Annotated in this window: 21 protein-coding genes; 4 read left to right on the forward strand and 17 right to left on the reverse strand. The window is 66.3% G+C overall.

The window, feature by feature from the left end; translation table 11 throughout:
• Nucleotides 1-11 precede the first annotated feature (11 nt).
• Nucleotides 12-1,049: a protein CsuE gene (locus tag C8J43_RS02860; protein WP_133029639.1), complete on the forward strand. Its 1,038-nt coding sequence runs from the start codon at nucleotides 12-14 to the stop codon at nucleotides 1,047-1,049.
• Here the strand turns inward: C8J43_RS02860 and C8J43_RS02865 are convergent.
• The 13 genes from C8J43_RS02865 to C8J43_RS02925 form a co-directional block, all read right to left on the reverse strand.
• The gene (locus C8J43_RS02865; RefSeq protein WP_133029640.1) at nucleotides 1,034-3,460 is read right to left on the reverse strand and encodes a DUF3772 domain-containing protein; all 2,427 of its coding nucleotides are present in this window, start codon (nucleotides 3,458-3,460) and stop codon (nucleotides 1,034-1,036) included. The two genes, C8J43_RS02860 and C8J43_RS02865, sit on opposite strands and share 16 nt — an antisense overlap.
• 535 nt (nucleotides 3,461-3,995) lie before the next feature.
• A complete protein-coding gene (locus C8J43_RS02870) occupies nucleotides 3,996-6,080 on the reverse strand; it encodes an acetyl/propionyl/methylcrotonyl-CoA carboxylase subunit alpha (protein ID WP_133029641.1) in 2,085 nt (694 codons plus the stop codon).
• Between the two features lie 52 nt (nucleotides 6,081-6,132).
• On the reverse strand, nucleotides 6,133-6,495 hold the full coding sequence (locus tag C8J43_RS02875; protein WP_133029642.1) for a lysozyme inhibitor LprI family protein: 363 nt from the start codon (nucleotides 6,493-6,495) through the stop codon (nucleotides 6,133-6,135).
• Nucleotides 6,486-7,544, reverse strand: coding sequence for a biotin synthase BioB (gene bioB, locus C8J43_RS02880; RefSeq protein WP_133029643.1), 1,059 nt, complete (start codon nucleotides 7,542-7,544; stop codon nucleotides 6,486-6,488). Before bioB ends, C8J43_RS02875 begins: the two co-directional genes overlap by 10 nt.
• Nucleotides 7,545-7,617: 73 nt before the next feature.
• Nucleotides 7,618-8,190 carry a TlpA disulfide reductase family protein gene (locus C8J43_RS02885; RefSeq protein WP_243645379.1) on the reverse strand — a complete coding sequence of 191 codons (573 nt, stop codon included), beginning with the start codon at nucleotides 8,188-8,190 and terminating at the stop codon, nucleotides 7,618-7,620.
• Nucleotides 8,187-10,457, reverse strand: a complete 2,271-nt coding sequence (gene scpA / locus C8J43_RS02890) for a methylmalonyl-CoA mutase (RefSeq protein WP_133029644.1) — start codon at nucleotides 10,455-10,457, stop codon at nucleotides 8,187-8,189. The genes C8J43_RS02885 and scpA overlap by 4 nt, the downstream gene beginning before the upstream one ends.
• A 151-nt stretch (nucleotides 10,458-10,608) precedes the next feature.
• Nucleotides 10,609-11,394, reverse strand: coding sequence for an enoyl-CoA hydratase-related protein (locus tag C8J43_RS02895; protein WP_133029645.1), 786 nt, complete (start codon nucleotides 11,392-11,394; stop codon nucleotides 10,609-10,611).
• A 10-nt stretch (nucleotides 11,395-11,404) separates the two neighbouring features.
• On the reverse strand, nucleotides 11,405-11,836 hold the full coding sequence (gene mce, locus C8J43_RS02900; protein WP_133029646.1) for a methylmalonyl-CoA epimerase: 432 nt from the start codon (nucleotides 11,834-11,836) through the stop codon (nucleotides 11,405-11,407).
• Nucleotides 11,833-12,054 carry a hypothetical protein gene (locus tag C8J43_RS02905; RefSeq protein WP_133029647.1) on the reverse strand — a complete coding sequence of 74 codons (222 nt, stop codon included), beginning with the start codon at nucleotides 12,052-12,054 and terminating at the stop codon, nucleotides 11,833-11,835. The genes mce and C8J43_RS02905 overlap by 4 nt, the downstream gene beginning before the upstream one ends.
• Nucleotides 12,051-12,338 (reverse strand): hypothetical protein, encoded by a 288-nt coding sequence (locus C8J43_RS02910; RefSeq protein ID WP_133029648.1) that lies wholly within the window; start codon nucleotides 12,336-12,338, stop codon nucleotides 12,051-12,053. The genes C8J43_RS02905 and C8J43_RS02910 overlap by 4 nt, the downstream gene beginning before the upstream one ends.
• Before the next feature lie 54 nt (nucleotides 12,339-12,392).
• The gene (locus C8J43_RS02915) at nucleotides 12,393-12,905 is read right to left on the reverse strand and encodes a hypothetical protein (RefSeq protein WP_133029649.1); all 513 of its coding nucleotides are present in this window, start codon (nucleotides 12,903-12,905) and stop codon (nucleotides 12,393-12,395) included.
• Nucleotides 12,905-13,420 (reverse strand): hypothetical protein, encoded by a 516-nt coding sequence (locus C8J43_RS02920; protein ID WP_133029650.1) that lies wholly within the window; start codon nucleotides 13,418-13,420, stop codon nucleotides 12,905-12,907. Before C8J43_RS02920 ends, C8J43_RS02915 begins: the two co-directional genes overlap by 1 nt.
• A 79-nt stretch (nucleotides 13,421-13,499) precedes the next feature.
• Nucleotides 13,500-15,026: an acyl-CoA carboxylase subunit beta gene (locus C8J43_RS02925; RefSeq protein ID WP_133029651.1), complete on the reverse strand. Its 1,527-nt coding sequence runs from the start codon at nucleotides 15,024-15,026 to the stop codon at nucleotides 13,500-13,502.
• 100 nt (nucleotides 15,027-15,126) lie between these two features.
• On the opposite strand from C8J43_RS02925, the gene C8J43_RS02930 reads away from it, so the two are divergent.
• Nucleotides 15,127-16,521, forward strand: coding sequence for a helix-turn-helix transcriptional regulator (locus C8J43_RS02930; RefSeq protein WP_133029652.1), 1,395 nt, complete (start codon nucleotides 15,127-15,129; stop codon nucleotides 16,519-16,521).
• A gap of 147 nt (nucleotides 16,522-16,668) precedes the next feature.
• Here the strand turns inward: C8J43_RS02930 and C8J43_RS02935 are convergent, their stop codons facing one another.
• Nucleotides 16,669-17,082 carry a thioesterase family protein gene (locus C8J43_RS02935; protein WP_133029653.1) on the reverse strand — a complete coding sequence of 138 codons (414 nt, stop codon included), beginning with the start codon at nucleotides 17,080-17,082 and terminating at the stop codon, nucleotides 16,669-16,671.
• A 181-nt stretch (nucleotides 17,083-17,263) separates the two neighbouring features.
• Between C8J43_RS02935 and clpB the strand changes: the two genes are divergently transcribed.
• Nucleotides 17,264-19,843 (forward strand): ATP-dependent chaperone ClpB, encoded by a 2,580-nt coding sequence (clpB, locus tag C8J43_RS02940; protein WP_133029654.1) that lies wholly within the window; start codon nucleotides 17,264-17,266, stop codon nucleotides 19,841-19,843.
• 77 nt (nucleotides 19,844-19,920) lie between these two features.
• Here the strand turns inward: clpB and C8J43_RS02945 are convergent, their stop codons facing one another.
• Entirely contained in the window at nucleotides 19,921-23,049 is a 3,129-nt protein-coding gene (locus C8J43_RS02945) for a TonB-dependent receptor (RefSeq protein WP_133029655.1), read from the reverse strand.
• 281 nt (nucleotides 23,050-23,330) lie between these two features.
• On the opposite strand from C8J43_RS02945, the gene C8J43_RS02950 reads away from it, so the two are divergent.
• Nucleotides 23,331-23,852: a hypothetical protein gene (locus tag C8J43_RS02950; RefSeq protein ID WP_133029656.1), complete on the forward strand. Its 522-nt coding sequence runs from the start codon at nucleotides 23,331-23,333 to the stop codon at nucleotides 23,850-23,852.
• Here the strand turns inward: C8J43_RS02950 and C8J43_RS02955 are convergent.
• Both C8J43_RS02955 and C8J43_RS02960 read right to left on the reverse strand, forming a co-directional pair.
• Complete coding sequence (locus tag C8J43_RS02955) at nucleotides 23,849-24,691, reverse strand: M23 family metallopeptidase (protein ID WP_133029657.1); 843 nt, start codon at nucleotides 24,689-24,691, stop codon at nucleotides 23,849-23,851. The genes C8J43_RS02950 and C8J43_RS02955 overlap by 4 nt on opposite strands.
• On the reverse strand, nucleotides 24,688-24,888 hold the full coding sequence (locus C8J43_RS02960) for a DUF2093 domain-containing protein (RefSeq protein ID WP_055881745.1): 201 nt from the start codon (nucleotides 24,886-24,888) through the stop codon (nucleotides 24,688-24,690). Before C8J43_RS02960 ends, C8J43_RS02955 begins: the two co-directional genes overlap by 4 nt.
• Nucleotides 24,889-24,898 lie beyond the last annotated feature (10 nt).

Raw genomic sequence — 24,898 nt, forward strand, 5'->3', positions numbered from 1 at the left:
AGGGCGCGACATTGAGGACCGGGTTCACCAGATTGCTGATCGCCACGGCGGCGTTCGCGATGCCGTCGTCGGCATGGGCAGCCTGCACGGTCGCCGATCCCGCCTCGACCGCGCTCGGCACCTTTTCGCCCAACGCGCTGCTCGGCGGCGCGCCACCCTATGTACCGGTACTGGGAGGGTTCGACTGCCCCGCCACGGCGATCTCGCTGCTGTCCGGTAACTACCTGCGCGCGACGGTCACGAGCGCGGACGGGTTCAAGCTGACCTCGACCAACCCCCTGAATACGGTCACCGCGAAATACGTCATCGCCGCGGATGGCGCGGGCGCGAACCCGTTCACCGCGGGAACCCCGTTCGTCTATATGAACGGTACGCTCGTCAACCTGCTCGGGCTGCTCGGCGGAACGGCGCGCAACGTGAAGGTCTATGTCCGTCCATCGTCCGCCGCCGCGGTCGCGCCGGGCACCTACAAGGGCAATTTCAAGATCGCCTGGGAATGGCGCTTCTGCGATCTGCTTGGCGCGCTAGGTCTCTGTGTCGGCACTCTCGACGCCAATCCCACGACGATTCCCGTTGCCAACGTCGCGGTGACGATGATCGTTACGGCCAAGCCGTTCACCGTGTCGATCGTGACGCACACGACATGGGATCCCCAATCGACGACCGGTAACCCGCGCGCGATCCCAGGCAGCAAACAGCGTACGACGATCACGCTCACCAACCCCGATATCATCGCAATCGACGCCAATTCGCTCAACATCGTCCTGCCGACGCCGAACCGCGGCGCCGTAGCGCTCGACGGCGACGGCACCGCGTCGCCCACTTTCGTCAAGACTGCCGAGGGATCGCCCGCCTCGTCGCTCGCCGTCACCTATAGCACGCCTGCGAGCACCAGCGACGATGTCGATTTCTCGGAGAACGGCGGCACCAGCTGGACCTACGATCCGACCACGACGCCAAAGGCAGTCACCAACGTCCGCGTTCGCCCACGCGGGACGATGGCGGCGGGATCGAGCTTCAGCGTGTCGTTGCCCTACGTCCTGTTCTGAACCCCTGTTTGATCCGCCGTCTGATCGGGTTGCGGCGCTGCCGGATCGGTCCCGACGATCGACGGCAGCGACCCGACCAGTTCCATCTTGGTCGCGGTCGTCCCGACCTCGATCCCCGCTTCGCGGAACTGGCGGAGTAGCGTGAACAACAGCTCGCTACGGATCGGATAGGCATCGCGCGGGCTCGCCACGTACGCGAAGCAGTTGAACTTGGCGCGCCCCGCATCGATCGAATCGATGAAGACCTTGGCTTCGGGATCGTCGAGCACCTCGTGCTTCTCGGCGAAGGCCGCGAACAGCATCGCCCGGACCGCGTCGAGATCTTCCTCGAGCGGTACCGAGAATTGCAGCTGGATCCGGCCGATCGGCGCGGCCAGCGTCATGTTCTGGATCGTCTTGGTGATCAGTTCCGAATTCGGCACGATCAGCGTCGATCGGTCCGCCACCTGGATCTCGGTCGAGCGCACGTTGATCCGCTTCACGTCGCCCTCCATGTTGCCGATCCGGACGAGATCGCCGATCTTGACCGGGCGCTCGGCGAGCAGGATCAGCCCCGAGACGAAGTTCTGCGTGATCGCCTGCAGGCCGAAGCCGATCCCGACCGACAGCGCACCGAGCACCACCGCCAGCTTCTCCATGCCGATCCCGAGCGCGCCGAGCGACCACAGCACCGCGGCAATGATCCCGGCATAGCGCGCGACCATCGTCACCGAATTCTGCGCGCCGGCGTCCATCGCGGTGGTCGGCAGGTAGCTGTTGACCAGCCAGTGCTGGAGCCCGCGCATGATCGCCAGCGCGACGAACAGCACGACCAGCGAGCGCAACACCGCGCCCGGCGAGATCGTCACCTGGCCGACCGTGATACCGTTCGCAACCGTGCCGAACAGCTCGAACGCCGAGCCGACGCCCGCCCCGAACGGCGCCATCACCGCGCCGACCGCGAGCAGGATCAGCAGCAGCCGCAGCACCGCCGACAGCAGCACGCCGATCTGGTCGACGGTCTTGTTGTCGACCCCGAACCCGCTGTTCGCCGAGCGCCCGAGCCGGTTGCCGCTCGACAGCAACGTGCGGCACGCATCGTCGGTGAAGGTCATCATCAGGTACAGCGTCGCCCCGACGATCGCCCCCCACAGCAGCCACGTCGCAACCTTGAACGCGAAATTCACATAGCCGATCAGGCCGGCGATCAGCGTCACGAGCAGGACCAGCCAGACCAGCGTCGCGACGATCGCGAGCAGCGTGTTGCGCGCGGGCTTGGTCGGGTCGGGCAACGCCGCGGCGCGCAACCGGCCGAGCGTCACCAGGATCGCGCCGAGCACCATGATATGGAGCAGCGCGACGACCGCGTTGGCCGCGCTCGATGCGGGTGCGCTGATGCCGATCAGCAGATTGGTCGCGATCAGCAACTGCCCGAAGAAGATCAGCGCCGCCGCCATCCAGCTATACGGTCGAAGCGCCTGCGCCGCGGCGTCGCCGATCGGCAGCAACCGCCACGTCGACTGACCGCGCAACAGCAGCGCACCGCCGAGCGACGACACGAACGCGCAGAACCACGCCAGGCCGACGAAGATCGCGCCGAACCGGCTCCAGGCGGGCGACACCAGCCCGCCCCAACGTAGCGACGCGACGATCGCCCAGGCGGCGAGACCGGGTAAAGCGGTGCCGATCACCACCAGCCACAACGCATAGGCCGAGCGTCGCAGGCGACCACCGGGCGCGTGGTTGGTCGCGTAGCGGCGGCCGACGCGGTGCAGCCAGCCCCGCAGCGGCACGACCAGCACCAAAGCGGTGAGGATCCCGACCAGCAGGCCGGTCCCGGCGTGCATGCCGAACCGCGACGAGAATTGACGCACCTCGGTATTGACGAACCGCATCAGCCGCGCGGAATCACGCGGCAGGTGATCGACGATCGCCGCCCACAAGGTCGGCGACAGCGGCGAGCCGGTGTTTTCGGACAGTTGCTGGCCGAGTTCCTCCGCCTCCGCCGCGCCAATATCGTCGATCTGCTGCTTGGCCTCGATCCCGATGAGGCGCGCGCGCTTGATCGCCGAGTCGATCGCCGACTGGCTCTGCGCGAGGAGCTTGCGTTGCGTGCGGATCTCGGGCGCCTCGACAACGCCGGGCGTGGCGGCGCCGAGTTCGGTCACGCGCGCCTGGACCAGCGCCATCTCCGGGGTGAGCGTGCGGACCGCGTCGGCGGCGGTCGCCTGCACCGCCTGCGCGCGATCCCGCAACGCCTGCCGCGCCTTGTCGTCACGCGCCGCGGGGGTGGCGTCGTCGATCGCCTGAAGCTCGGCCGAGGCTTGCGTCAGGCTGGCAGCGACGGTCGCGACCTTGGGCTCGTCCTGCGCGATCGCGGGGAGCGCGGTTATCAGGAGGAGGAGCGCGGCGAGGTAACGGAGGAGGGTCATCCGGGGTGCTGTACAGCGGTGGGGCCGGAAACGGGAGGGGGCGGAGATCGGGTTGGGACGCAGCACGGCCGAAGCCGTTATCGGGAGTGGCTCAGGATGAGCGCTTGCCCCTCACACGCCCTACTCAACGAAGGGATATACCACCCCGGCGAAGGCCGGGGTCCAGTTGGAAAGGTCGCTGTAACGGAGCGTCGGCCGTGATCATCAGCCGCTCCCAACTGGGCCCCGGCCTTCGCCGGGGTGGAGTTAGGGGGACGCAAGCGCGCGCATACGATCGTCACCCGTACACCCTTGTTCTCCCGCGAAGGCGGGAGCCCAGTCTGGGTCCCCGCCTTCGCGGGGAAACAGAAGCGCGGGTCCCTTTCCGTACAGTCGCTACGAGGAACGCACGCCCTCCCCCTTTCCGTCACCCCGGCGGAGGCCGGGGCCCACCGGTCCGCATACTCAGCTCTATCGGGCGTGCGGAACGGTGGATGCCGGAACGAGTCAGCCATGACGAGGCGGGACGGCAGTTGGGATCGAACCGAACGCCCGCTCAGTCCAACTCGAGGATCACCTGATCCACTGCGAGGCTGTCCCCGGTCTTCGCCGCCACCGACTTCACCGTCCCCGTCTTCTCGGCGCGCAGGATGTTCTCCATCTTCATCGCCTCTACCACCGCCAGCGCCTGCCCTGCCTCGACCCTGTCGCCCGCCGCTACGTCGAGCCGCACCAGGAGCCCCGGCATTGGGCAGATCAGGAACTTCGACAGATCGGGCGCGACCTTCTCGATCAGATGCGCGGTGTAGGGCGCGACGCGCGCGGGAAGGACGCGGGCGACATGGCTCGCGCCGCGGGTCGTGAGCTTGAACCCGGCGCGGGCCTTGCCGATGCGGATCGTGAGGTGTTCGTCGCCATCGGTCCCGTGACCGTCGGCGACCACCATGCGATCGCCGGGCGTGTATTCGAGCGCCAGATCGAGGTCTTCGCCGTCGACCATGATGCCGTCGGTCGAGACCGTCACCACGTGGTCGGTCTTGTCGATCGTCACCGACCAGTCGGCGGGCGGGCGGAGGCGCTTGCCGAGCTGGCCGTCGATGCGGCGGGCGCGGTCGGCTTCTGCCGTGGCCGCGAAAGCTGCGACGGCGGCGAGCGTCTTTAGCAATTCGGCGTCCGCGGGCGCGCCGTGGAAGCCTTCGGGATATTCCTCGGCGATGAAGCCAGTGGTGAGCGCGCCCGACTGGAAGCGAGGATGCTGCATGATCGCCGAGAGGAAATCGATGTTGTTGCCCGGCCCCTCCAGCTCGAACGCGTCGAGCGCGGCGATCTGCGCGGCGATGGCACCGTCGCGGGTCGGCGCCCAGGTGATGAGTTTGGCGATCATCGGGTCGTAAAACATGCTGACCTCGCCGCCCTCGCGCACGCCGTCGTCGACGCGGACTCGGGGTTCCGCGGACTCCGCCACCCCTTCCCCGTTCGTGCTGAGCGAAGTCGAAGCACCTCCGCTCGGGGCATGCCCTTCGACTTCGCTCAGGGCGAATGGGAGGGGCGGATTGTAGCGCACCAACCGACCGATCGACGGGAGGAACCCGCGATACGGGTCCTCGGCGTACACCCGGTTCTCGATCGACCAGCCGTTGAGCTTCACGTCATCCTGCGTGAACCCGAGCGGTTCACCCGCGGCGACACGGATCATCAGTTCGACGAGATCGAGCCCGGTAATCTCCTCGGTCACGGGATGCTCGACCTGAAGCCGGGTGTTCATTTCGAGGAAGTAGAACCCCTCCCCCGTCGTGTCCGCGCCCGAGACGATCAACTCGACCGTCCCCGCCGAATAATAGCCGACCGCCTGCGCGAGCGCGACGGCCTGCTCACCCATCGCTTTCCGCATGGCAGGCGTGACGAACGGCGACGGCGCCTCCTCGACGACCTTCTGATGCCGCCGCTGGATCGAGCATTCGCGCTCGTTGAGATAGACGATGTTGCCGTGCTGGTCGCCGATCAGCTGGATCTCGATGTGACGCGGCGATTCGATGAATTTCTCGATGAACACGCGGTCGTCGCCGAAGCTCGCCAGCCCCTCGCGCTTGGTCGCCTCGAAGCCTTCGCGGACGTCCTGTTCGCTGTAGGCGAGGCGCATGCCCTTGCCGCCGCCGCCGGCCGACGCCTTCATCATCACCGGATAGCCGATGCCGCCGGCGATCTCGACCGCGTGATCGGTGCTGTCGATCTCGCCGAGATAGCCCGGCACGACGTTGACGCCCGCGGCCTTGGCGAGCTTCTTCGATTCGATCTTGTCACCCATCGCGGCGATCGCGTTCGCGGGCGGCCCGACGAACGCGATCCCAGCCTCGGCGCAGGCGAGCGCGAAACTCTCGCGTTCGGAGAGGAAGCCATAGCCGGGATGGATGCAGTCCGCGCCGGTTTCCTTGGCCGCGAGCAGGATCAGTTCGGCCTTGAGATAGCTCTCCGCGGCAGGTGCCGGCCCAAGCCGGACGGACTCGTCGGCCATCAGCACATGCGGCGCGCGCGCGTCGGCGTCGGAATAGACCGCGACGGTCTTGATGCCCATCGCCTTGGCGGTCCGCATGACGCGACACGCGATCTCGCCCCGATTGGCGACCAGGATTTTCTTGAACATCACTCGCCCTAATCTGTGCCGTCTTGCCGGACGCGGTCCGGGTGCGGACTGGTTATTGGTACCAAATCATCGTCTTGAGCTGCTTCGTGCGGGCCTGCGTCAGGCCGGTCCGACATCCGGCAATCGTCATGCCCTGCGCCGAACCGCCGGCATATTGCCCGCCTTCGATCACGCACTGCGTATCGCGGAACTTGAGCCACGCACGCTGGCTCTCCAGCAGCGCGGCCGCATAGCCGAACCCGCCGCCACGCGACCCGTCCTGCGCGTCGCGGCCCTTCATATACGCGTAGGTCCGCTTCCACTGCGCCGCCATCGCCGCATCCGCCCGCGCATAACTCGTACCGGCGGACGCGTTCATCGTCGCCTGCGACTGCATCGGAGCAGCCGCGGTCATCAGCAATGCGATCAGCAGCATGTCTTGGCCTCCCGCATCGGCTCCGCGCCGACCATCGGTTTCATCCCGAGCTTCGCCAGCAGCGTCGCATCTGCGCTGTCGCCGGCGTTGCCGGTGGTCAGCAGCTTGTCGCCGGTGAAGATCGAGTTCGCACCGGCCATGAAGCACAGCGCCTGGGTCGCCTCGGACATGCTCTCGCGCCCGGCCGACAGCCGCACCATGCTCAGCGGCATCGTGATCCGCGCGACGGCGACCGTCCGGACGAACTCGATGTCATCGATCTGCGCCATCGGCGTGCCGGCCAGCATGTCGCCGAGCGGCGTGCCCTTGACCGGGACCAACGCGTTGACGGGGACGCTCTCCGGGTGACGCGGCAGCGTGGCGAGCGCGTGGACGAAGCCGACACGGTCGCTGCGAGTCTCGCCCATCCCGACGATCCCGCCGCAGCAGACCGAGATGCCGGCGTCCCGCACGTTCGCCAGCGTCTCGAGCCGATCGCCGAAGGTGCGCGTGGTGATGACGTTGCCGTAATTCTCGGGCGAGGTATCGATGTTGTGGTTGTAGTAATCGAGTCCCGCGTCGGCGAGCTGCTTGGCCTGGTCCGCGTCGAGCATGCCGAGCGTCATGCACGTCTCGAGCCCCATCGCGCGGACGCCCTCGACCATCGCGACGACCTTCGGCATGTCGCGCGGCTTCGGGTTGCGCCACGCGGCGCCCATGCAGAAACGCTGCGAGCCGGCGGCCTTGGCCTGCGCGGCGTCGGCGAGGACCGCGTCGACGTCCATCAGCTTTTCCGCCTTGAGGCCAGAGTCGGACGACGCGGACTGCGAGCAATAGCCGCAATCCTCGGGGCAGCCGCCGGTCTTGATCGACAGCAACGTGCAGAGCTGGACTTCGCCGATCGCGTGGTGCGCGCGGTGGACGGTCTGCGCGCGGTACATCAGTTCGTCGAACGGGAGGTCGAAGAGCGCGGCGATTTCGGGGCGGGTCCAGTCGGTGCGGACGCCCGGCGCAGCAGTCGCAACGGCGGGGTCGGCGACGGGGGGACGGAGGAGGGTTTCGATCATCATGCGGCCTTTGGTCTCTGGTCGTTTCGCGTCGTCGCATAGCGCGTGCGCGCAGCGACGTAACTGGTGGGCGATGTCACTTGGCCGCCATCGCACGCTTCACGCGCGCTTCGAGTTCGGGCCCGCCGCCGTCGCCGAAGCCGTAGGCGGTATGGACCTGCCGCCCCTTGGCATCGAACAGATAGACGCGCGGAATGCCGACCTTGCCGTCGGGGATATCCTTGATGTCCTTGCCGATGACCTGGCGGTACGCATCGACGTCAGCGACGACGTACTCGATGTCGCTCATGCCGGCGCGCTGCAGGAACTGCGCGATCGCGGCGGGCGGTTGGGTGCGATCGGGACTGCCCTCGCTGCGGTTGATGTAAAGGAAGTTGTAGCCGCTGCCGAATTCCTTGCGCATCTTGTTCAGATACGGGGCTTCGGCGATGCACGGGGGACACCAGCTCGCCCAGATCGAGACGAGGGTAGGCTTGCCCGGCTTAATGCGCGATCCGAGCGGGATCGCCTTGCCGTCGCGCGTCTTCACCATGACCTGCGCTAACGTCGCGATCGAGCGGCCGGTAGTCGGCGCGGTTTCCTGCGCCACGGCGGGCGCGATACTGAAAGCGGTCAGCGCCATCGCCAACACCGTGGTGCGCATGTTCATACCCGTTCCTCTTCCGGTGCCATGTTGTGGCCGAGGAGTTTCAACACGTCCTCGGCGGCCTGGATCAGGTTGGTGCCGGGGCCGAAGATCGCCTGGACCCCCGCATCGCGCAGCGCCTGGTAGTCCTGGGCGGGGATAACGCCCCCCGCGATCACCTTGATATCCGCGCGGCCCGCCTCGCGGAGATAGCCAATCAGTTCGGGGATCAGCGTCTTGTGGCCGGCGGCGAGGCTCGAGGCACCGACGATATCGACGTCCTTTTCCAGCGCGAGCGCAGCGGCCTCGGCGGGAGTCTGGAACAGCGGGCCGGGGACGATCTCGAAGCCCAGGTCGCCGAACATCGACGAGACGAGGTTGGCGCCGCGGTCGTGGCCGTCCTGGCCCATCTTGGCGACGAGCATGCGGGGTTTGCGCCCCATGCGGCGCTCGGTAGCTTCGACGCCGTCGGTGAGGCGGGTCCAGCGGGCGTCGTCCTCGTACGCGCCGCCGTAGATGCCGGAGACGGGGGTGGGTTGCGTGCCATAGCGGCCGAACACGTCCTCCATCGCCGAGGAGATTTCGCCGAGCGTGGCACGAGCCCGGGCGCAGTCGACGGCGAGGGCGAGGAGATTCGTTTCCGATCCTCCCCTGGAAGGGGAGGTGGCAGTCGCGCTGGCGACTGACGGAGGGGTATCGCCCTCTCGATGGTGCGCAACCCCTCCGTCATCGCTGCGCGATGCCACCTCCCCCGCTGGGGGAGGATTTCCGCGTCGCGCACCTTCGCGGAGGGCATCTAGAGCGGCTTGGCACGCCGCCTCGTCGCGCGTCGCCTTAACCCGCGCGATGCGTTCGATTTGGCCCGCCCTCACCGCGACGTTGTCCACGTCGAGGATCTCGATCGCGTCCTGTTCGGCAAGCTTGTATTTGTTGACCCCGACGATGACGTCCTCGCCGCGATCGACGCGGGCCTGGCGGCCGGCGGCGGCTTCCTCGATCATCGCCTTGGGCCAGCCCGCCGCGACCGCCTTCGCCATGCCGCCTTCGGACTGGATCCGCTCGATCAGTGCCCACGCGCCGTCGACCAGCGACTGCGTCAGGCTCTCGATATAATAGCTGCCGCCGAGCGGATCGACGACCTTGGTCATCCCCGTCTCTTCCTGGATCACGATCTGCGTGTTGCGCGCGATCCGTGCGGAGAAGTCGGTCGGGAGCGCGATCGCTTCGTCGAGCGCGTTGGTGTGAAGCGACTGCGTGCCGCCGAGCATCGCCGCCATCGCCTCGATCGTCGTGCGCATGACGTTGTTGTACGGGTCCTGCTCGGTGAGCGAGACGCCCGACGTCTGGCAATGCGTGCGGAGCATCTTCGAACGCTCGTCCTGTGCGCCCAGCTGCGTCATCGCGCGGTGCCAGAGAACGCGCGCGGCGCGGAGCTTGGCGATCTCCATGAAGAAGTTCATGCCGATCGCGAAGAAGAACGACAGGCGCCCGGCGAACTTGTCGATATCGAGCCCCGACGCGACGCCGTACTTCACATACTCCATGCCGTCGGCGATCGTGAAGGCGAGCTCGTGGAGCTGAGTCGCTCCGGCCTCCTGCATGTGATAGCCGCTGATCGAGATGCTGTTGAACTTGGGCATCTCGCGGCTGGTGTAGCCGAAAATGTCCGAGATGATCCGCATGCTCGGCTCGGGCGGGTAGATGTAGGTGTTGCGGACCATGAACTCCTTGAGGATGTCGTTCTGGATGGTCCCGTCGAGCAGTTTGCGGTCGACGCCCTGCTCTTCGCCGGCGACGATGAAGAAGGCGAGGATCGGGATCACCGCGCCGTTCATCGTCATCGACACCGACATCTTGTCGAGCGGAATGCCGTCGAAGAGGATCTTCATGTCCTCGACCGAGTCGATCGCGACGCCGGCCTTGCCGACGTCGCCGGTGACGCGGGGGTGGTCGGAGTCGTAGCCGCGGTGCGTGGCGAGATCGAACGCTACCGACAGGCCCTTCTGGCCGGCGGCGAGGTTGCGGCGGTAGAACGCGTTCGAGGCTTCGGCGGTGGAGAAGCCGGCGTATTGGCGGATCGTCCAGGGGCGGCCGGCGTACATCGACGCGCGGACGCCTCGGGTGAAGGGGGCGAAACCGGGGAGGCCGGGATCGGTGGTGACGTCTGCCGCGGTGTAGAGCGGTTTGACGTCGATGCCCTCGGGGGTCGGCCAGGTGAGGTCGGCGCCTTTGACTTCCTTGGCGGCGGCGGCTTGCCAGTCGGCGAGCGTGGGGTTCGGTTTATCAGTCATGCAGAGAACACCACCCCGGCGAAGGCCGGGGCCCAATTGGAAAGGTTGCTGTAACGAAGAGTAGCACCAGCCAAGACGCCGTTGCCCAATTGGGCCCCGGCCTTCGCCGGGGTGGTGGTTAGAAACGCCGGGGTGATGTTGGCGGCGGAGGTCACTTGCCCGTAAACACCGGCTTACGCTTCGTCAGGAATGCGAGGCCGCCCTCCATCGAGTCCGCAGACCCGCGCGCATTGCGCTGGTTGGCTGCCTCGGCCTGCATCGCGGTCGCGTAATCCGTCTCGTACGCAGCGGTAATCGCCCGCCGCATCAACCCGAGTGCGATCGTCGGCATCGCCGCCAGCCGCTCCGCCAGAGCAAATGCTTCCGCATCCAACGCATCGTCGGCAACGACCTTGTGCACCATACCCCAGTCGAGCGCCTTCGCCGCCGGCACCCGCTCGCCGAGCATCATCATCTCGGTCGCCCGAGCCTTGCCGATCAACCGCGGCAGCATCCACGACGCGCCGCCATCCGGCACCAGCCCGATGTTCACGAACGCCTGGAGAAAATACGCGGTCTCACTCGCGACGCAGAAATCGGCGGCGAGCGCGAGGCTGCACCCGATCCCCGCCGCCGGCCCGCGCACTGCGCTCACCACCGGCACCGACAGCTCGGCGATCGCCGCCATCGTCGGGTTATAGCTGCCGGTCAGCGCCGCGAACGTCGCCTCGCCCGGGTTGTCCGAGCCAAGCGCCCCGCCCCCGACATCCGCACCCGAGCAGAATGCGCGTCCAGCACCCGCAATCAGAACCGCGCGCGCACCGTCGAGATCGCTCAGCGCCGCAGCCAGTTCCTCGAACATCGCCGGCGGCGCGGCGTTCAGCCGGTCGGGCCGGTTGAGCGTCAGCACCAGCACGTCACCGCGCCGTTCGCTCAGGATATGCTCGTACGCGGCCATCAGATCTCTCCTAGTGCGCGCCGGTATCGCCCGGCGTCTCCATCAACTCGACCAGCATGCCGCCAAAATTCTTGGGGTGCACGAACACGATCGGCGTGCCGTGCGCGCCGATCCGCGGCTCGCCCAACACGGTCGCCCCCTTCGCCTTCAGGTCGGCGACCGCGGCGGCGATATCGGCGACCTCGAAGCAGACATGATGCTGCCCACCGGCCGGGTTCTTGCGCAGGAAGCCGGCGATCGGCGAACTCTCGTCATACGGCTCGATCAGCTCGATCTGCGTGTTCGGCGCATCGATGAAGCACACCTTCACGCCCTGCGCCGGCAGGTCGAACGGTTCGCCGATCGCGGTCGCACCGAGCAGCAGGCGATACGTCTCGACCGACTTCGCGATCGACGGCGTCGCGACTCCGACGTGGTTGAGGCGGCCTAGAGTGGCGGTCATCCTTCGATCCTCGGCTGGTCGGGCATGCGGCGTGCCATAGCGGCGCCTTCGATGATTCCCTCGAGCCGGCTGACTCGGTCGCGCAATGCGCCATGCGCCTCGGCAAGACGTGCGAGCCGGTCGCCCTGCGCGTGCGCGGCGTCCTTCATCACGCGCAGATCCTCTTGCATCAGCAGGACGGTCCGCATCGCCTTCAAAGCATCGCCGACGACGCTCATGCGCGAGGTCTCTCACCGGCGAGGACCGCGTCCACGGCATCGTTGGCGCGCTTGATCGAGGCGATCGTGTCGCGGATATCGGCGCGCATCAAGGGAACGGCTGCCTCGACTTCGCGGACGAGCAATGCCAGCGCAGCCTCCTCGTCCGCCTCGCCTTCGACGAGATAGCGGGTCGAGGCGGCGCGCAGTACGTGGCCAACCGATTTGCCGTTACTCGCGGCGAAGGCATCGAGCGCCGCCTTGTGATCCGGCGAGGTCAAAAACGTCACGCGTTCGGTCTGCATGTCACGACTCCTTATCATGACATGATAATGTGCGGGCGAGAGGGATACAACGTGTCATTCCGCAGGCTCGGCGGCTGGCTTGGTGAGGCGCGGCGGGACCACGCCGAGCGTGTAGCCGCAGACGCCGAGCACCTGGCGGACCATCGCATCGCCCGGCGGCGCGACAAAGTTCGCCTGTACCGCGAAGTTCGCGCCGTTGGTGGTTTCGACCCGGACCGTCTTCGACTTGACGAGGAACGTGGTCAGTTTGGTGATTGCCTCCGGATCGGTGACGTAACTGCCGGTGCCTGGAAACTGCCAGTTATAGGTAAACGCAGGACCGCCATCGAAGCGGACCGCGACGGGCTTGTCCGCACCCGATCCGAGCGATTGCGGCTGGATGAACTGAAGCGACACGATCGGCTCGGACGCGACGTCACACTTGACGACCAACCGCGAGAGCCCATCATTACCGGTGACCGACGTGGAAATGCTGCGCACGCCTGCCGGGCTGGTGCGATCGGCGAGTTTCCAGGCGGGCGCAGGTGCGGCTGTGGCGACGACCTGGAGCAGGAACAGACCGAGCATCACGCGACCACCATCGGCGTACCGGCGAGCACCGTACGAAGATTGGCATCATCAGCCCGCTGAACGAGCACCTGCTGCTTCAATCCGACCTCGATCTCCACGATGACGGTCGTGTTGGCGACCGCTTCGACGACAAAAGGCTTGGACGACTTGTTCTGCACCCTGGTTTCAAGCGTATGAGTCCCCTGCTCCACCGTAAGTGCCGCGAAGCGCGGGCTTTTCAGCTGTGTCCGCACTTCGCCATCGAGATACACGTCAACCCCTGCCAGCTTGCCGACGAAACCCCGACGAAAGACGATCAGTCGCGCGGTGCCGTCGACCACCGGGGCCAACGCCGCCTGCCGGGCATCGCTGCTAGCGAGCGCAACGCGCTTATTACCGGCGAGCAGAAGATAGATCGTCCCTGCGACAACGCCCATCGAAAGGCCGATGATCGGCGACGGCAGCGGTTGACCGCTTCGCCCGGCCGCGGCGGCTGCGAAGAAGGCCAGCACGAACGACGTGAGCATCGCCACGCCGAAGACGATGCCGACGAATATGAGCTGTTTCGACAGTGGCAGTTTCTTCAAGATCGCCTCCCGAGCGACTGGATCGTCACAGCGGGATGTTATCATGCTTCTTCCACGGATTCTCCAGCGCCTTGCCGCGGAGTTTCCGTAGGCCGAGCGCGATGCGGCGGCGGGTCGAGTGCGGCTGGATCACTTCGTCGATGAAACCCTTCGACGCGGCGACGAACGGGTTGGCGAAGCGCGCCTCGTACTCCGCGGTGCGCTCGGCGATCTCTTCCGGAGTCTTGCCGCGGAAGATGATCTCGACCGCGCCTTTAGCGCCCATCACCGCGATCTCGGCGGTCGGCCACGCATAGTTGAGGTCGCCGCGCAGATGCTTCGACGCCATCACGTCGTACGCCCCGCCATACGCTTTGCGCGTGATGACGGTGATCTTAGGCACGGTCGCCTCGGCATAGGCGAACAGCAGCTTCGCGCCGTGCTTGATGATGCCGTTATGCTCCTGCGCGGTGCCGGGCAGGAAGCCGGGGACGTCGACGAAGGTCACGATCGGGATCTCGAACGCGTCGCAGAAGCGCACGAACCGCGCCGCCTTCTTCGAGCTGCTGATGTCGAGCACGCCGGCAAGTACCATCGGCTGGTTCGCGACGAAGCCGACCGTGCGGCCTTCGATACGACCGAAACCGGTGATGATGTTGGCCGCATGCGCCGGCTGCGTCTCGAAGAAATCGCCTTCGTCGACGGTCTTCCGGATCAGCTCGTGCATGTCGTAGGGCTGGTTCGCCGACGCCGGGATCAGCGTGTCGAGGCTCTCCTCGATCCGGTCCCATTCGTCCGCGGTAGGCCGCTCGGGCACGCCCTCGCGATTGGATGCGGGCAGGAAGTCGAAGAAATCGCGCGCGGCCAACAAGACCTCGATATCATTCTCGAACGCGTTGTCGGCGACCGACGTCTTGGTGGTGTGCGTTACCGCGCCGCCCAGCGCCTCCTGCGTCACGACCTCGTTGGTCACCGTCTTGACCACGTCGGGGCCGGTGACGAACATGTAGCTCGAATCCTTCACCATGAAGATGAAGTCGGTCATCGCGGGGGAATAGACCGCGCCGCCGGCGCAGGGCCCCATGATCAGCGAGAGCTGCGGTACGACGCCCGAGGCGAGCGCGTTGCGCTGGAACACCTCGGCATAGCCGCCGAGCGAGGCGACACCCTCCTGAATGCGCGCGCCGCCGCTGTCGTTGAGACCGATGATCGGCGCGCCGACCTTCATCGCACTGTCCATCACCTTGCAGATCTTCTGCGCATGACGTTCGCTGAGCGACCCGCCGAACACGGTGAAGTCCTGGCTGAAGACGAAGACGAGGCGGCCGTTGATCGTGCCCGAACCCGTGACCACGCCGTCGCCGGGGATCATCTGGTCCTGCATGCCGAAATCGACGCAGTTATGCTCGACGTACATGTCGAGCTCCTCGAACGATCCCTCGTCCAGCAGCACGTCAAGGCGCTCCCTCGCGGTGAGCTTACCCTTGGCGTGCTGCGCTGCGATCCGCTTGAGGCCCCCGCCGACTCTGGCGGCTTCGCGGCGGCGTTCAAGCTCTTCGATCGTGGATGACATCGTCTCTCCGTCCTGCTGACTGCCTTCACAGAGCGGGATGCGATGCGCAAATGCAATGTTGCAAACTTGCCGACGTGATGTTTGCAAACTAGGCGGAGGGATGACCCTGCCCGCACGTCGCCTCTTCGTCGGACACCGCCTGCGCGACCTGCGCCGCGTGCTCGGGATCAGCCAGGCGGCGATGGCCGTGCGGATCGGGCTGTCGGTGAGCTACCTCTCGCAGATCGAGAATGGCGACCGCCCGGTGACCGAGGGCGTGCTGATCACGCTCGCGCGCGAGTTTCCGGCAGACTGGGGGAGCATCGACGCGGCGGACGATACCGCGTTGCTGATCGCGACGCTGGAGGCGGTGTCGGACACGAGCGTGGAGGCGCCTGCGCTCGACGAGACCGCGGTGCGGCGCGCGGTGAAGCACCAGCCGTTGTTGGCGCAACGGTTGGTCGCAATGCACGACGCGTATCGCCGCGCGCAGGAGCAGTTGCGGGCGCTAGACGACCGGCTGGTGGCGGGTTCGGGGGCGCCGGGGTTGCTGCCGTGGGAGGACGTGCGCGACTGGTTTCATGCGGCAGGCAATTATGTCGATGCGCTCGATCGCCGCGCGGAGGAGATCGGCGAGACTTTGGGGTCGGATCGGATCGCTGCGCTGGAGGCTCGGCTGGAAGCGCGAGGTGTGTCGGTTGCGATCTCGGGTGCGCTTGCCGCGCCGCTTCGCGATTATGACGGCGCGACCCTAAGGCTCGACGGATCGCAGCCGGGCGAGACAACCCTGTTCTCGCTCGCGCACCAAGTCGCGCGGCACGAGTTCGGCGACGTCATCGGCGGGATCGTCGCTGCGTCAGAGATGGCGTCCGAAACGGCGCGCGCGTTGCTGACAGCGGGGCTGACCAATTACGCCGCAGGGGCAATCGTCATGCCCTATACGCGCTTCCGCACTGAGGCGCGGAGCGTACGCCACGACATCGATCGACTGCGGCGGATCTTCGGGACCAGCTTCGAGCAGACGTGCCACCGGCTGTCGACGTTGCAGCGACCGGGCGCGCTCGGCATCCCGTTCTTCTTCTGCCGCGTCGACATGGCGGGCAATATCACCAAGCGCCACTCCGCCACGCGGTTGCAATTCGCGCGGTTCGGCGGCGCGTGTCCGTTATGGATCGTTCACGAAGCGGTGGCGATTCCCGACCGGATCCTGACACAGCTGATCGAGACGACCGACGGCATCCGCTACGTCTCGATGGCGAAGGGTCTGGTGAAGCCGTCCGAGACGTACACGCGGCCGGCGCGGCGCTATGCTGTGGCGCTGGGGTGCGAGGAGGCGAACGCGTCGGAGTTCATCTATGCGGATGCGCTCGGGACCGGGGGGATCGCGACGCCGATCGGGTCTTCGTGTCGCGTCTGTTTGCGGACGGATTGCGACCAGCGGGCGTTTCCACCGGCGGCGAGTGGGATCAGGGTCGACCCGGACCGGCGCGGCGCGGTGCCGTACGAGGTGGTGTGACTCGCTAAACCCAACGCACCACCCCGGCGAAGGCCGGGGCCCAATTGGGGGACAGCGATAACGAAGGACCGCGAGCCGTTACTTCCAACTTTCCAATTGGGCCCCGGCCTTCGCCGGGGTGGTAAGCCCACCGGGGGGGGGGCTCAATCAGGCCGCCGCCGGGTCCTTCGGAAAGAAATGCTCCACCACGCTGTTCGCCAGCCGTGAAGGACGCAGCGTTTCCGCATCCAAACAACACCAGCTCGACTTCACCTCGGCGAGCACATCCTCGCCGCGCTTGATGATCGTCTCGTAGAACGCGCGCGCGCCCTGTACCTTCTCGAGCAGCACCGTCGCGATGACGTCGTCGTCAAGGAACGCGGGCTTGCGGTACGTGATCTCGTGCTTGAGCGCGACCCAGAGGTGCCCGGCCACCGCCTCGGCGGGCGCGAGGCGCTGCCAATGGTCGATCACCGCGGCCTGTACCCACTTCAGATAGTTCGCGTTGTTGACGTGACCCATGAAGTCGATGTCGGCCGGCTCGATGCCGATGGCGTAGGTATGGGGGAGCGCTGTGGACACGCACCGTATATAGCATGCGAACCTGAACATAGCGATGACGGCGGCGCTTCGATACCGACAATAAACGCTATTCCGGATGCCTCGCGCTCGCCCTAGCATCCAGCCTGCGCCCGCCTCTTGTGTTGCCCAAATACAACACCATCTTTCGGCCAATACCGAAACACTCCCACAGGAATTCGTCATGAACATCGACAAATTCACCGACCGCGCGAAGGGCTTCCTACAATCCGCGCAGACCGTCGCGATCCGCATGAACCATCAGCGGATCGCCCCCGAACATCTCTTGAAGGCGCTGCTGGAAGACGAGCAGGGCATGGCCGCCGGGCTGATCAAGGCGGCAGGTGGCGACGCCAAGCGCGCGACGTCCGAGACAGATCTGGCACTCGCGAAAATCCCCGCCGTATCCGGCTCAGGCGCGCAGACCACGCCGGGAATCGACAACGACGCGGTGCGCGTGCTCGACCAGGCCGAGCAGATCGCGAGCAAGGCGGGCGACAGCTTCGTCACCGTCGAGCGGCTGCTGGTCGCGCTCGCGCTGTCGCTCAACACCGCGGCGGGCAAGGCGCTGAAGGCCGGCGGCGTGACGCCCGAGGGGCTGAACACCGCGATCAATGGTCTGCGCCAGGGCCGCACCGCCGACACCGCGGGCGCCGAGGATCGCTATGACGCGCTTAAGAAATTCGCGCGCGACCTCACCCAGGCGGCGCGCGACGGCAAGCTCGACCCCGTCATCGGTCGCGACGAGGAGATCCGTCGCACCATCCAGATCCTCGCGCGCCGGACCAAGAACAACCCCGCGCTGATCGGCGAACCCGGCGTCGGCAAGACCGCGATCGCCGAGGGGCTCGCGTTGCGGATCGCCAATGGCGACGTGCCCGATACGCTGAAGGATCGCCGGCTGATGTCGCTCGATCTCGGCTCGCTGATTGCAGGTGCCAAATATCGCGGCGAGTTCGAGGAGCGGTTGAAAGGCGTGCTCGACGAGGTGAAGGCCGCCGAGGGCGACATCATCCTGTTCATCGACGAGATGCACCAGCTGATCGGCGCGGGCAAATCCGAGGGCGCGATGGACGCGGGCAACCTGCTCAAGCCAGCGCTCGCGCGCGGCGAGCTGCACTGCGTCGGCGCGACCACGCTCGATGAATATCGGAAGTACGTCGAGAAGGACCCGGCGTTGCAGCGGCGGTTCCAGCCGGTGATGGTCGGCGAACCGACCGTCGAGGACACGATCTCGATCCTGCGTGGGCTGAAGGAGAAGTACGAGCTGCATCACGGCGTACGGATCACCGATGGCGCGATCGTCGCCGCCTCGACGCTGTCGAACCGCTACATCACCGATCGCTTCCTGCCCGACAAGGCCATTGATCTGATGGACGAGGCCGCGTCGCGGATCCGCATGGAGGTGGAATCGAAGCCCGAGGCGATCGAGAATCTCGACCGGCGGATCATCCAGCTCAAGATCGAACGCGAGGCGTTGAAGCGCGAGACCGACGATGCCTCGGTCGACCGGCTCGACACGCTGGAGGGCGAACTCGTCAACCTGGAGGAGCAATCCGCCGAGCTGACGACGCGCTGGAAGGGTGAGAAGGACAAAATTAATGCCGAGGCACGCCTGAAGGAGCAGCTCGATGCCGCCCGGCTGGAGCTGGAGCAGGCGCAGCGCTCGGGCGATCTCGCCAAGGCCGGCGAGCTTTCCTACGGGACGATTCCGGGGTTGCAGCGCCAGCTCGACGAGGCGGCGGGCGCGACCAAGGGCGCGATGCTGCGCGAGGAGGTCACCGCGGACGATATCGCCGGCGTCGTCAGCCGCTGGACCGGTATCCCGGTGGAGCGGATGCTCCAGGGCGAGCGCGACAAGCTGCTCGCGATGGAGGCGACGATCGGCAAGCGCGTGATCGGCCAGGCGCACGCGGTGAAGGCCGTCTCTACCGCGGTCCGGCGGGCTCGCGCGGGGTTGCAGGATCCGAACCGGCCTTTGGGCTCGTTCCTGTTCTTGGGGCCCACCGGCGTCGGCAAGACGGAGCTGACCAAGGCGCTGGCGGAGTTCCTGTTCGACGATCCCAGCGCGATGGTCCGCATCGACATGAGCGAGTTCATGGAGAAGCACGCGGTCGCGCGGCTGATCGGCGCGCCTCCGGGCTATGTCGGATACGAGGAAGGCGGCGTGCTGACCGAGGCGGTGCGGCGCCGGCCGTACCAGGTGATCCTGTTCGACGAGGTCGAGAAGGCGCACGGCGACGTGTTCAACGTGCTGCTCCAGGTGCTCGACGACGGCCGGCTGACCGATGGCCAGGGCCGTACGGTGGATTTCAGCAACACGCTGATCATCCTGACGTCGAACCTCGGCAGCCAGTATCTGGCGAACATGGCGGAGGGCGACGACGTGTCGTCGGTCGAGCCGCAGGTGATGGAGATCGTCCGGTCGCACTTCCGGCCGGAGTTCCTCAACCGGCTCGACGAGGTGATCCTGTTCCACCGGCTCGGCCAGTCGCACATGGCGCCGATCGTCGACATCCAGGTATCCCGCGTCGACAAGCTGCTCGCCGACCGCAAGATCATCCTCGACCTGACGGACGCGGCGCGCGCGTGGCTCGGCCGGGTCGGCTATGATCCGGTGTACGGCGCGCGGCCGTTGAAACGCGCGGTCCAGCGGTATCTACAGGACCCGCTCGCCGACATGATCCTGCGCGGCGAGGTGAAGGACGGTTCGACCGTCAAGATCGACGAAGGCGATGGCAAGCTCGTACTCCAGGTCGCCTGAGCCGTCTTCGAACGACAAAAAAAAGGGGCGGCAGATCGATGATCTGCCGCCCCTTTTTCTTGGTCCCGAAGGATCGCTTACATATCGATGGTCAGACCAACGAACAGGTAGCGACCGACAGCGTCGTAGATGCCGGGATAGGTGTTGCCGTTACCGAACGAACCGATTGGCGATGCCGTCGCGCTCAGGATCGGCGGCGTCTTGTCGAACACGTTGTTGGCACCCATGCGGAAGGTGAACTTGTCCTCGACACGCACCGTTGCGGCGAGATCGAAGTAGCTCTGTGCCTTCACGCGGGCATCACGGACGAAGAACGGACCGCTGAGATCGGAATCGCTGCTGGTGCGCTCGAACTTCGTCGCCGACAGGTAACGCCAGTTACCCGAGAAGCCGATGCCGTTCGGGGTGTTCAGCGAGATGCGCGCCTGGTGACGCCACTTGGACATCGGGTAGCCGCACTGTGCGCCGAACAGACCTGCGCAATCGAACTTCGCCCCAGCCTTGTCGGAGGTGAACTTGTCGACATACGTGCCGTTGAACGAGAGGCCGATCGTGCCGATGCTGTCCGAACGGAAGGTGTAGCCAGCCGACGTCTCGATGCCCTGCGTCAACAGCGAACCGGCGTTGACGTTGGTATCGACGATGAACCCGTTCGTGCCCTGGAACAGCGTGCCGTTGGCGTCGCGGTTGATCGCCCCGCAGAAGCTCTGCTGACCCGTCGCGATGCACTGTGCGATGATCGTGTCGGCACCGATGGTACCGATGCGATCGTTCAGCTTGATCCGGAAGCCATCGACCGACAGGTTGAAGCCCGGCAGGAACGACGGACGCAGGATGGCGCCGATGGTGACCGTGTCGGCCTTTTCGGGCTTCAGGTTCGGGTTGCCACCGACCAGGCCGTTATACTGCTCCGAGGGGTTGTCCTGGACCAGACCGAAGCGGTTTGCAGGGACACCTGCACGGGCGCACTGTGCCGCCGTGTTGCCGTTGACCAGACCGTTGACGGCCAGACCTGCGCAAGGATCGGTCGCACCGTCGATCTGGACCGACTGCTGGGCAAACAATTCCTGCGTGTTCGGTGCACGAACCGCGCGGTTGTAGCCGCCACGGAAGCGGATGTCCGAGATCGGCGCCCAGACCAGTTCACCCTTGTACGAGCTTGCCGACCCTGCGGTGCTGTAGCTCGCATAGCGGTAGCCGCCGCTGACGGTCAGTTCGTTGAAGAACGGGCGACCGCTGACGAGCGGGACGATGAGTTCGCTGAACGCTTCCTTGACGTCGTAGCTGCCACGGATCGGCAACGTCGCGCCGCCCTGGCCGGCGAGATCGCCGCTCAGGAAGCCGTTGTCGACTTCGAGGCTCAGCGACTCCTTGCGGTACTCGCCACCGACGTTCAGCGCGATGCCTTCGCTCGCGTACGGCGACTGGACGCCGTACTCACCGCCCCTGAAGGTCATCGACGCGTTGACGACCTTTTCCTTGTTCTCGCCCGACTGGAAACCAGGGGTCTGGACGTAGCCCAGTGCCGCCGGCGTGATCCCTGCCGCGCCGAAGATGTTGAGCGGGACGCAGCTCGGATCGGTACCGTCGACGACCGAGCGGCACACCGCCTGGCCGAGCGTCGCCGAGCCGGGACGCGTATCGGTGATCGCATCGAGCGCACGCGTGGTCCGCGCGATCGAGAACTCGTTGCGATACACCTGGTTGAACACGGTGCTGCCGAACTGGCCGTACGCCTCGTACGAGATGCCCTTGTCGATGTCGCCGCGGGCGCCGAGGACGTAACGGTACTGGGTGTGACGGAGATCCGCCTGGCGACCGCCGCCTTCGACGTTGCGACGACCGATCGTGACGTTCGCCTGCTGATACTGCGTGCCGTCGGGGTTGGTCAGGTTGATGACGTTGCCGTTGGCATCCCGCACCAAGTTGGTGCCGCGGAAGAAGGTCGCCTGCTGCGCCGCCGACAGGAACGGATTGTTGCTGTTCAGGATGGCGGTGTTGCTGAAATCACCCGACGGGGCGATCTGCGCGACCGAGCGATCGTCCATGAACATGAACTCGGCATACGGCTTGAACGCGCTGCTGACTTCGTAGTTGGCCAGGAAGCCCGCGGTGTAGCGCGTGTCCGGACGCTGGTAATAGTTCAGCGGGTTCGCGTTGTAGAGCGTCCGCCCTGGGACCAAGGCACCGGCGCTGTTCAGCGTGTACTGCTGCTGCAGGCCGCTTGCTGCGCCGTTGACGACTGAATCGCCGAGCGAGAAGTTCGCTGGCGCTGCCGTGGTCGAACCGCCGCAGACATAGTCGTTGCCACCGGCGCCCGGGGTATTGAAACCGCACGAGCTGTAGTCGCGCGAACCCTGCAGGATCGCACCGATCTTGCGGTAGCCGCCGTAGCCGACGACATGGCCGCGACCGTCGCTGGTACCCGCGCCGACCTTGAAGTTGATGTCGAACTGCGTGCCGTCGAACGACTGGCCGGTCGGCGCCGGATAGCCGCGTGCGGTGTTCAGCGCCTTGAAGCGCGCGCTGTCGTTATTGTGGTTGTAGATGCCACCCGAGGTATCGATGCTGAAACCCTCGTAATCGGTATCGAGCACGAAGTTGACGACGCCGGCGATTGCGTCCGAACCATAGACCGTACCAGCGCCGCCGGTCAGCACGTCGACGCGCTTGAGCAACGACGTCGGGATCATGTTGACGTCGGCGGCCGCGCTGGCCGTGCTGCTCGACGACGGGTTGCCCGGCATCAGGCGGCGGCCGTTGACCAGCACCAGCGTGCGCGATTCACCGAGGTTGCGAAGGTTGATCGTCGCGGTGCCGGTCGAACCGTTCGACACCGACGAGGTCTGCGACGCGAAGGCCGACGGCAGGCTGTTCAGCACGTCTTCGATACGCGTCGCGCCGCGCAGCTTGATGTCTGCTGCGTTGACGACGGTGATCGGGCTCGCCGAAGTCAGGTTCGGGTTGGAGATGCGCGAACCGGTCACGACGATGTCGCCACCCTGGGCCGTACCCGCAGCGGCGGGGTCCTGGCTCGGCGTGTTCGAGACTGCCGGGGTCGTTGCAGCGGCACCGTCGTCGCTGCTGGTGCCCTGCGGCGCGGGAGCCGGTGCCGGCGTGGTCTGCGCGAAGGCTGGCAGAGCGACGATCGCGCCTGCGATCATCGTCGACGCCATCAGGCAGTCGCGGAACATGTGGTTGCGCATGGTTATCTTGATCCCTTTTGAATCGGCGAATGTTTCCGCCCGATACGATCCATTGTGCGACCGCGTGGTCGCCGCTGCGCGCGATGTCGCAAGACCGGACCCCGTTGTCCAAAAGAAAGTTACAAATCGGCCAGGATGCGTCGCATTGCGCGGCGGATGTCACCAAATAGCAACAACCCACCCCGATGCTGCATTTGCGTGCGACAGCGGGAGCGTCGGCGCATCCTTGCCGCCCTCCCCGCGCCGGCCTATTCCGGGGCAGGCAAGGGGAATGAATAGATATGCGGATCGCGGCGATTGTGGTGGCAACGGGACTGTTGGTCACGTCGGCTGGACCGGCAACGGCGGGGGCAAAGCCGCGCAAGACCGAGCGCGCGCCGCTGCTGGTGGCGGTGACGCAGTGTCGCGCGATTGCAGAATCCGCCGCGCGGCTGAAATGCTTCGACGCATCGGTCGCCGCGCTGGACGTCGCCGAGCGCAGCCAGGCAGTCGTCGTGGTCGACCAGCAACAGGTCCGCGAGACGAAACGAAACCTGTTCGGGATCAGCCTTCCGAACCTCGGCCTGTTCGGCAGCGACGATTTGCCGCAGATCGAAACGACGCTGGCGAGCGCTGCGGACGATGGCGCGGGGCATTGGAGCTTCGTCATGGCGGACGGCGCGCGCTGGACCCAGACCGACGACAATATCATTGCCCGCCGCCCACGCGCGAACGACAAGGTGATCATCAAGCGCGCCGCGCTCGGCAGCTTCCGCTTGAGCGTCGGCGGGCAACCCGGCGTGAAGGCCAAACGCCAGAACTAAGGGCGCATCGGCCTCGTTACGAGCATAGGATCGAGCTTGGCGTCGTTCCAGCGTAGCGCCCAGTGGAGGTGCGGGCCGGTGGCGCGGCCGGTCATGCCGGAGGCGCCGATCGGCTGGCCCTGACGGACATGGTCGCCGGGCTTCACGTCGATCCGCGACAGATGCAGGAACGCGCTGTTGAGGCCCATACCGTGGTCGAGCATCAGCAGATTGCCCTCCAGCGTGAACGGGTGATCGGCGGCGAGGATGACGACGCCGTCGGCGGGCGCGGTGACGATCGTGCCTGTCGCGATCGCGACGTCGGTGCCCGAATGATAGCTGCCGGGCTCGCCCTTGTAGACGCGCTGCGATCCGAACAGGCCCGAGATGCGGCCGGTCGCTGGCCAGACGAAGGACTGCCGCCAGCCCTGGGCGTCGGTGGTGCGGGCACGAGCGGCGACGATCTGGGCGAGTTCGGGCGGGCGGAGCTTGGCGAACACGGGGTCCGGTGCAGGGAATTTGGGGAGTGTGTCGAGCCGCTCGATCCGCCAGGCTCTGGGCGCGATCGAAAGGCCTTGCGTGACATTGCGGCCGTCGGCGAGCGTGGCCGTCAGTATCGCGTGCGGCCCCGCGTCGCGGTCGAAACCGGCAAGGAAGCGGCCGTCGGGGGTTAGCGCGATCGGCTTGCCGTTCAGCGTGAGCGTGCGCGTACCGGCGGGGGCGGTGCCGAGGATCAACCCGCCTTGGCTCAGCGTGCCGGTCCAGCGGAAGGCTGACTGGGACGCGGTATTCGAGGGCGGCGCTTGCTGCGCGGTCGCGGTCGTTGCTGCCAGCAAAACAAGCGCCGCCGCGCGGATCATCGCGGGGCCATCGCTTCGCTGGCGGCGGCGGCGGTGGCGTAGGCTTCCTGGCGCGCGACGCTCCAATAGCGCAAGTCTTCGAGCGCGATGCGGTGGCCGGTGGCGGCGCAGGCGACGTGGTCGCCGGGGCTGAGCACGCGGAAACCGTTGGCCATATAATGCAGGCGCGCGGCGCGGTCGGAGTTGGACATCAGCATGGCAGGTCTT

This window comes from Sphingomonas sp. PP-CE-1G-424, assembly GCF_004341085.1.
GTDB lineage: Bacteria > Pseudomonadota > Alphaproteobacteria > Sphingomonadales > Sphingomonadaceae > Sphingomonas.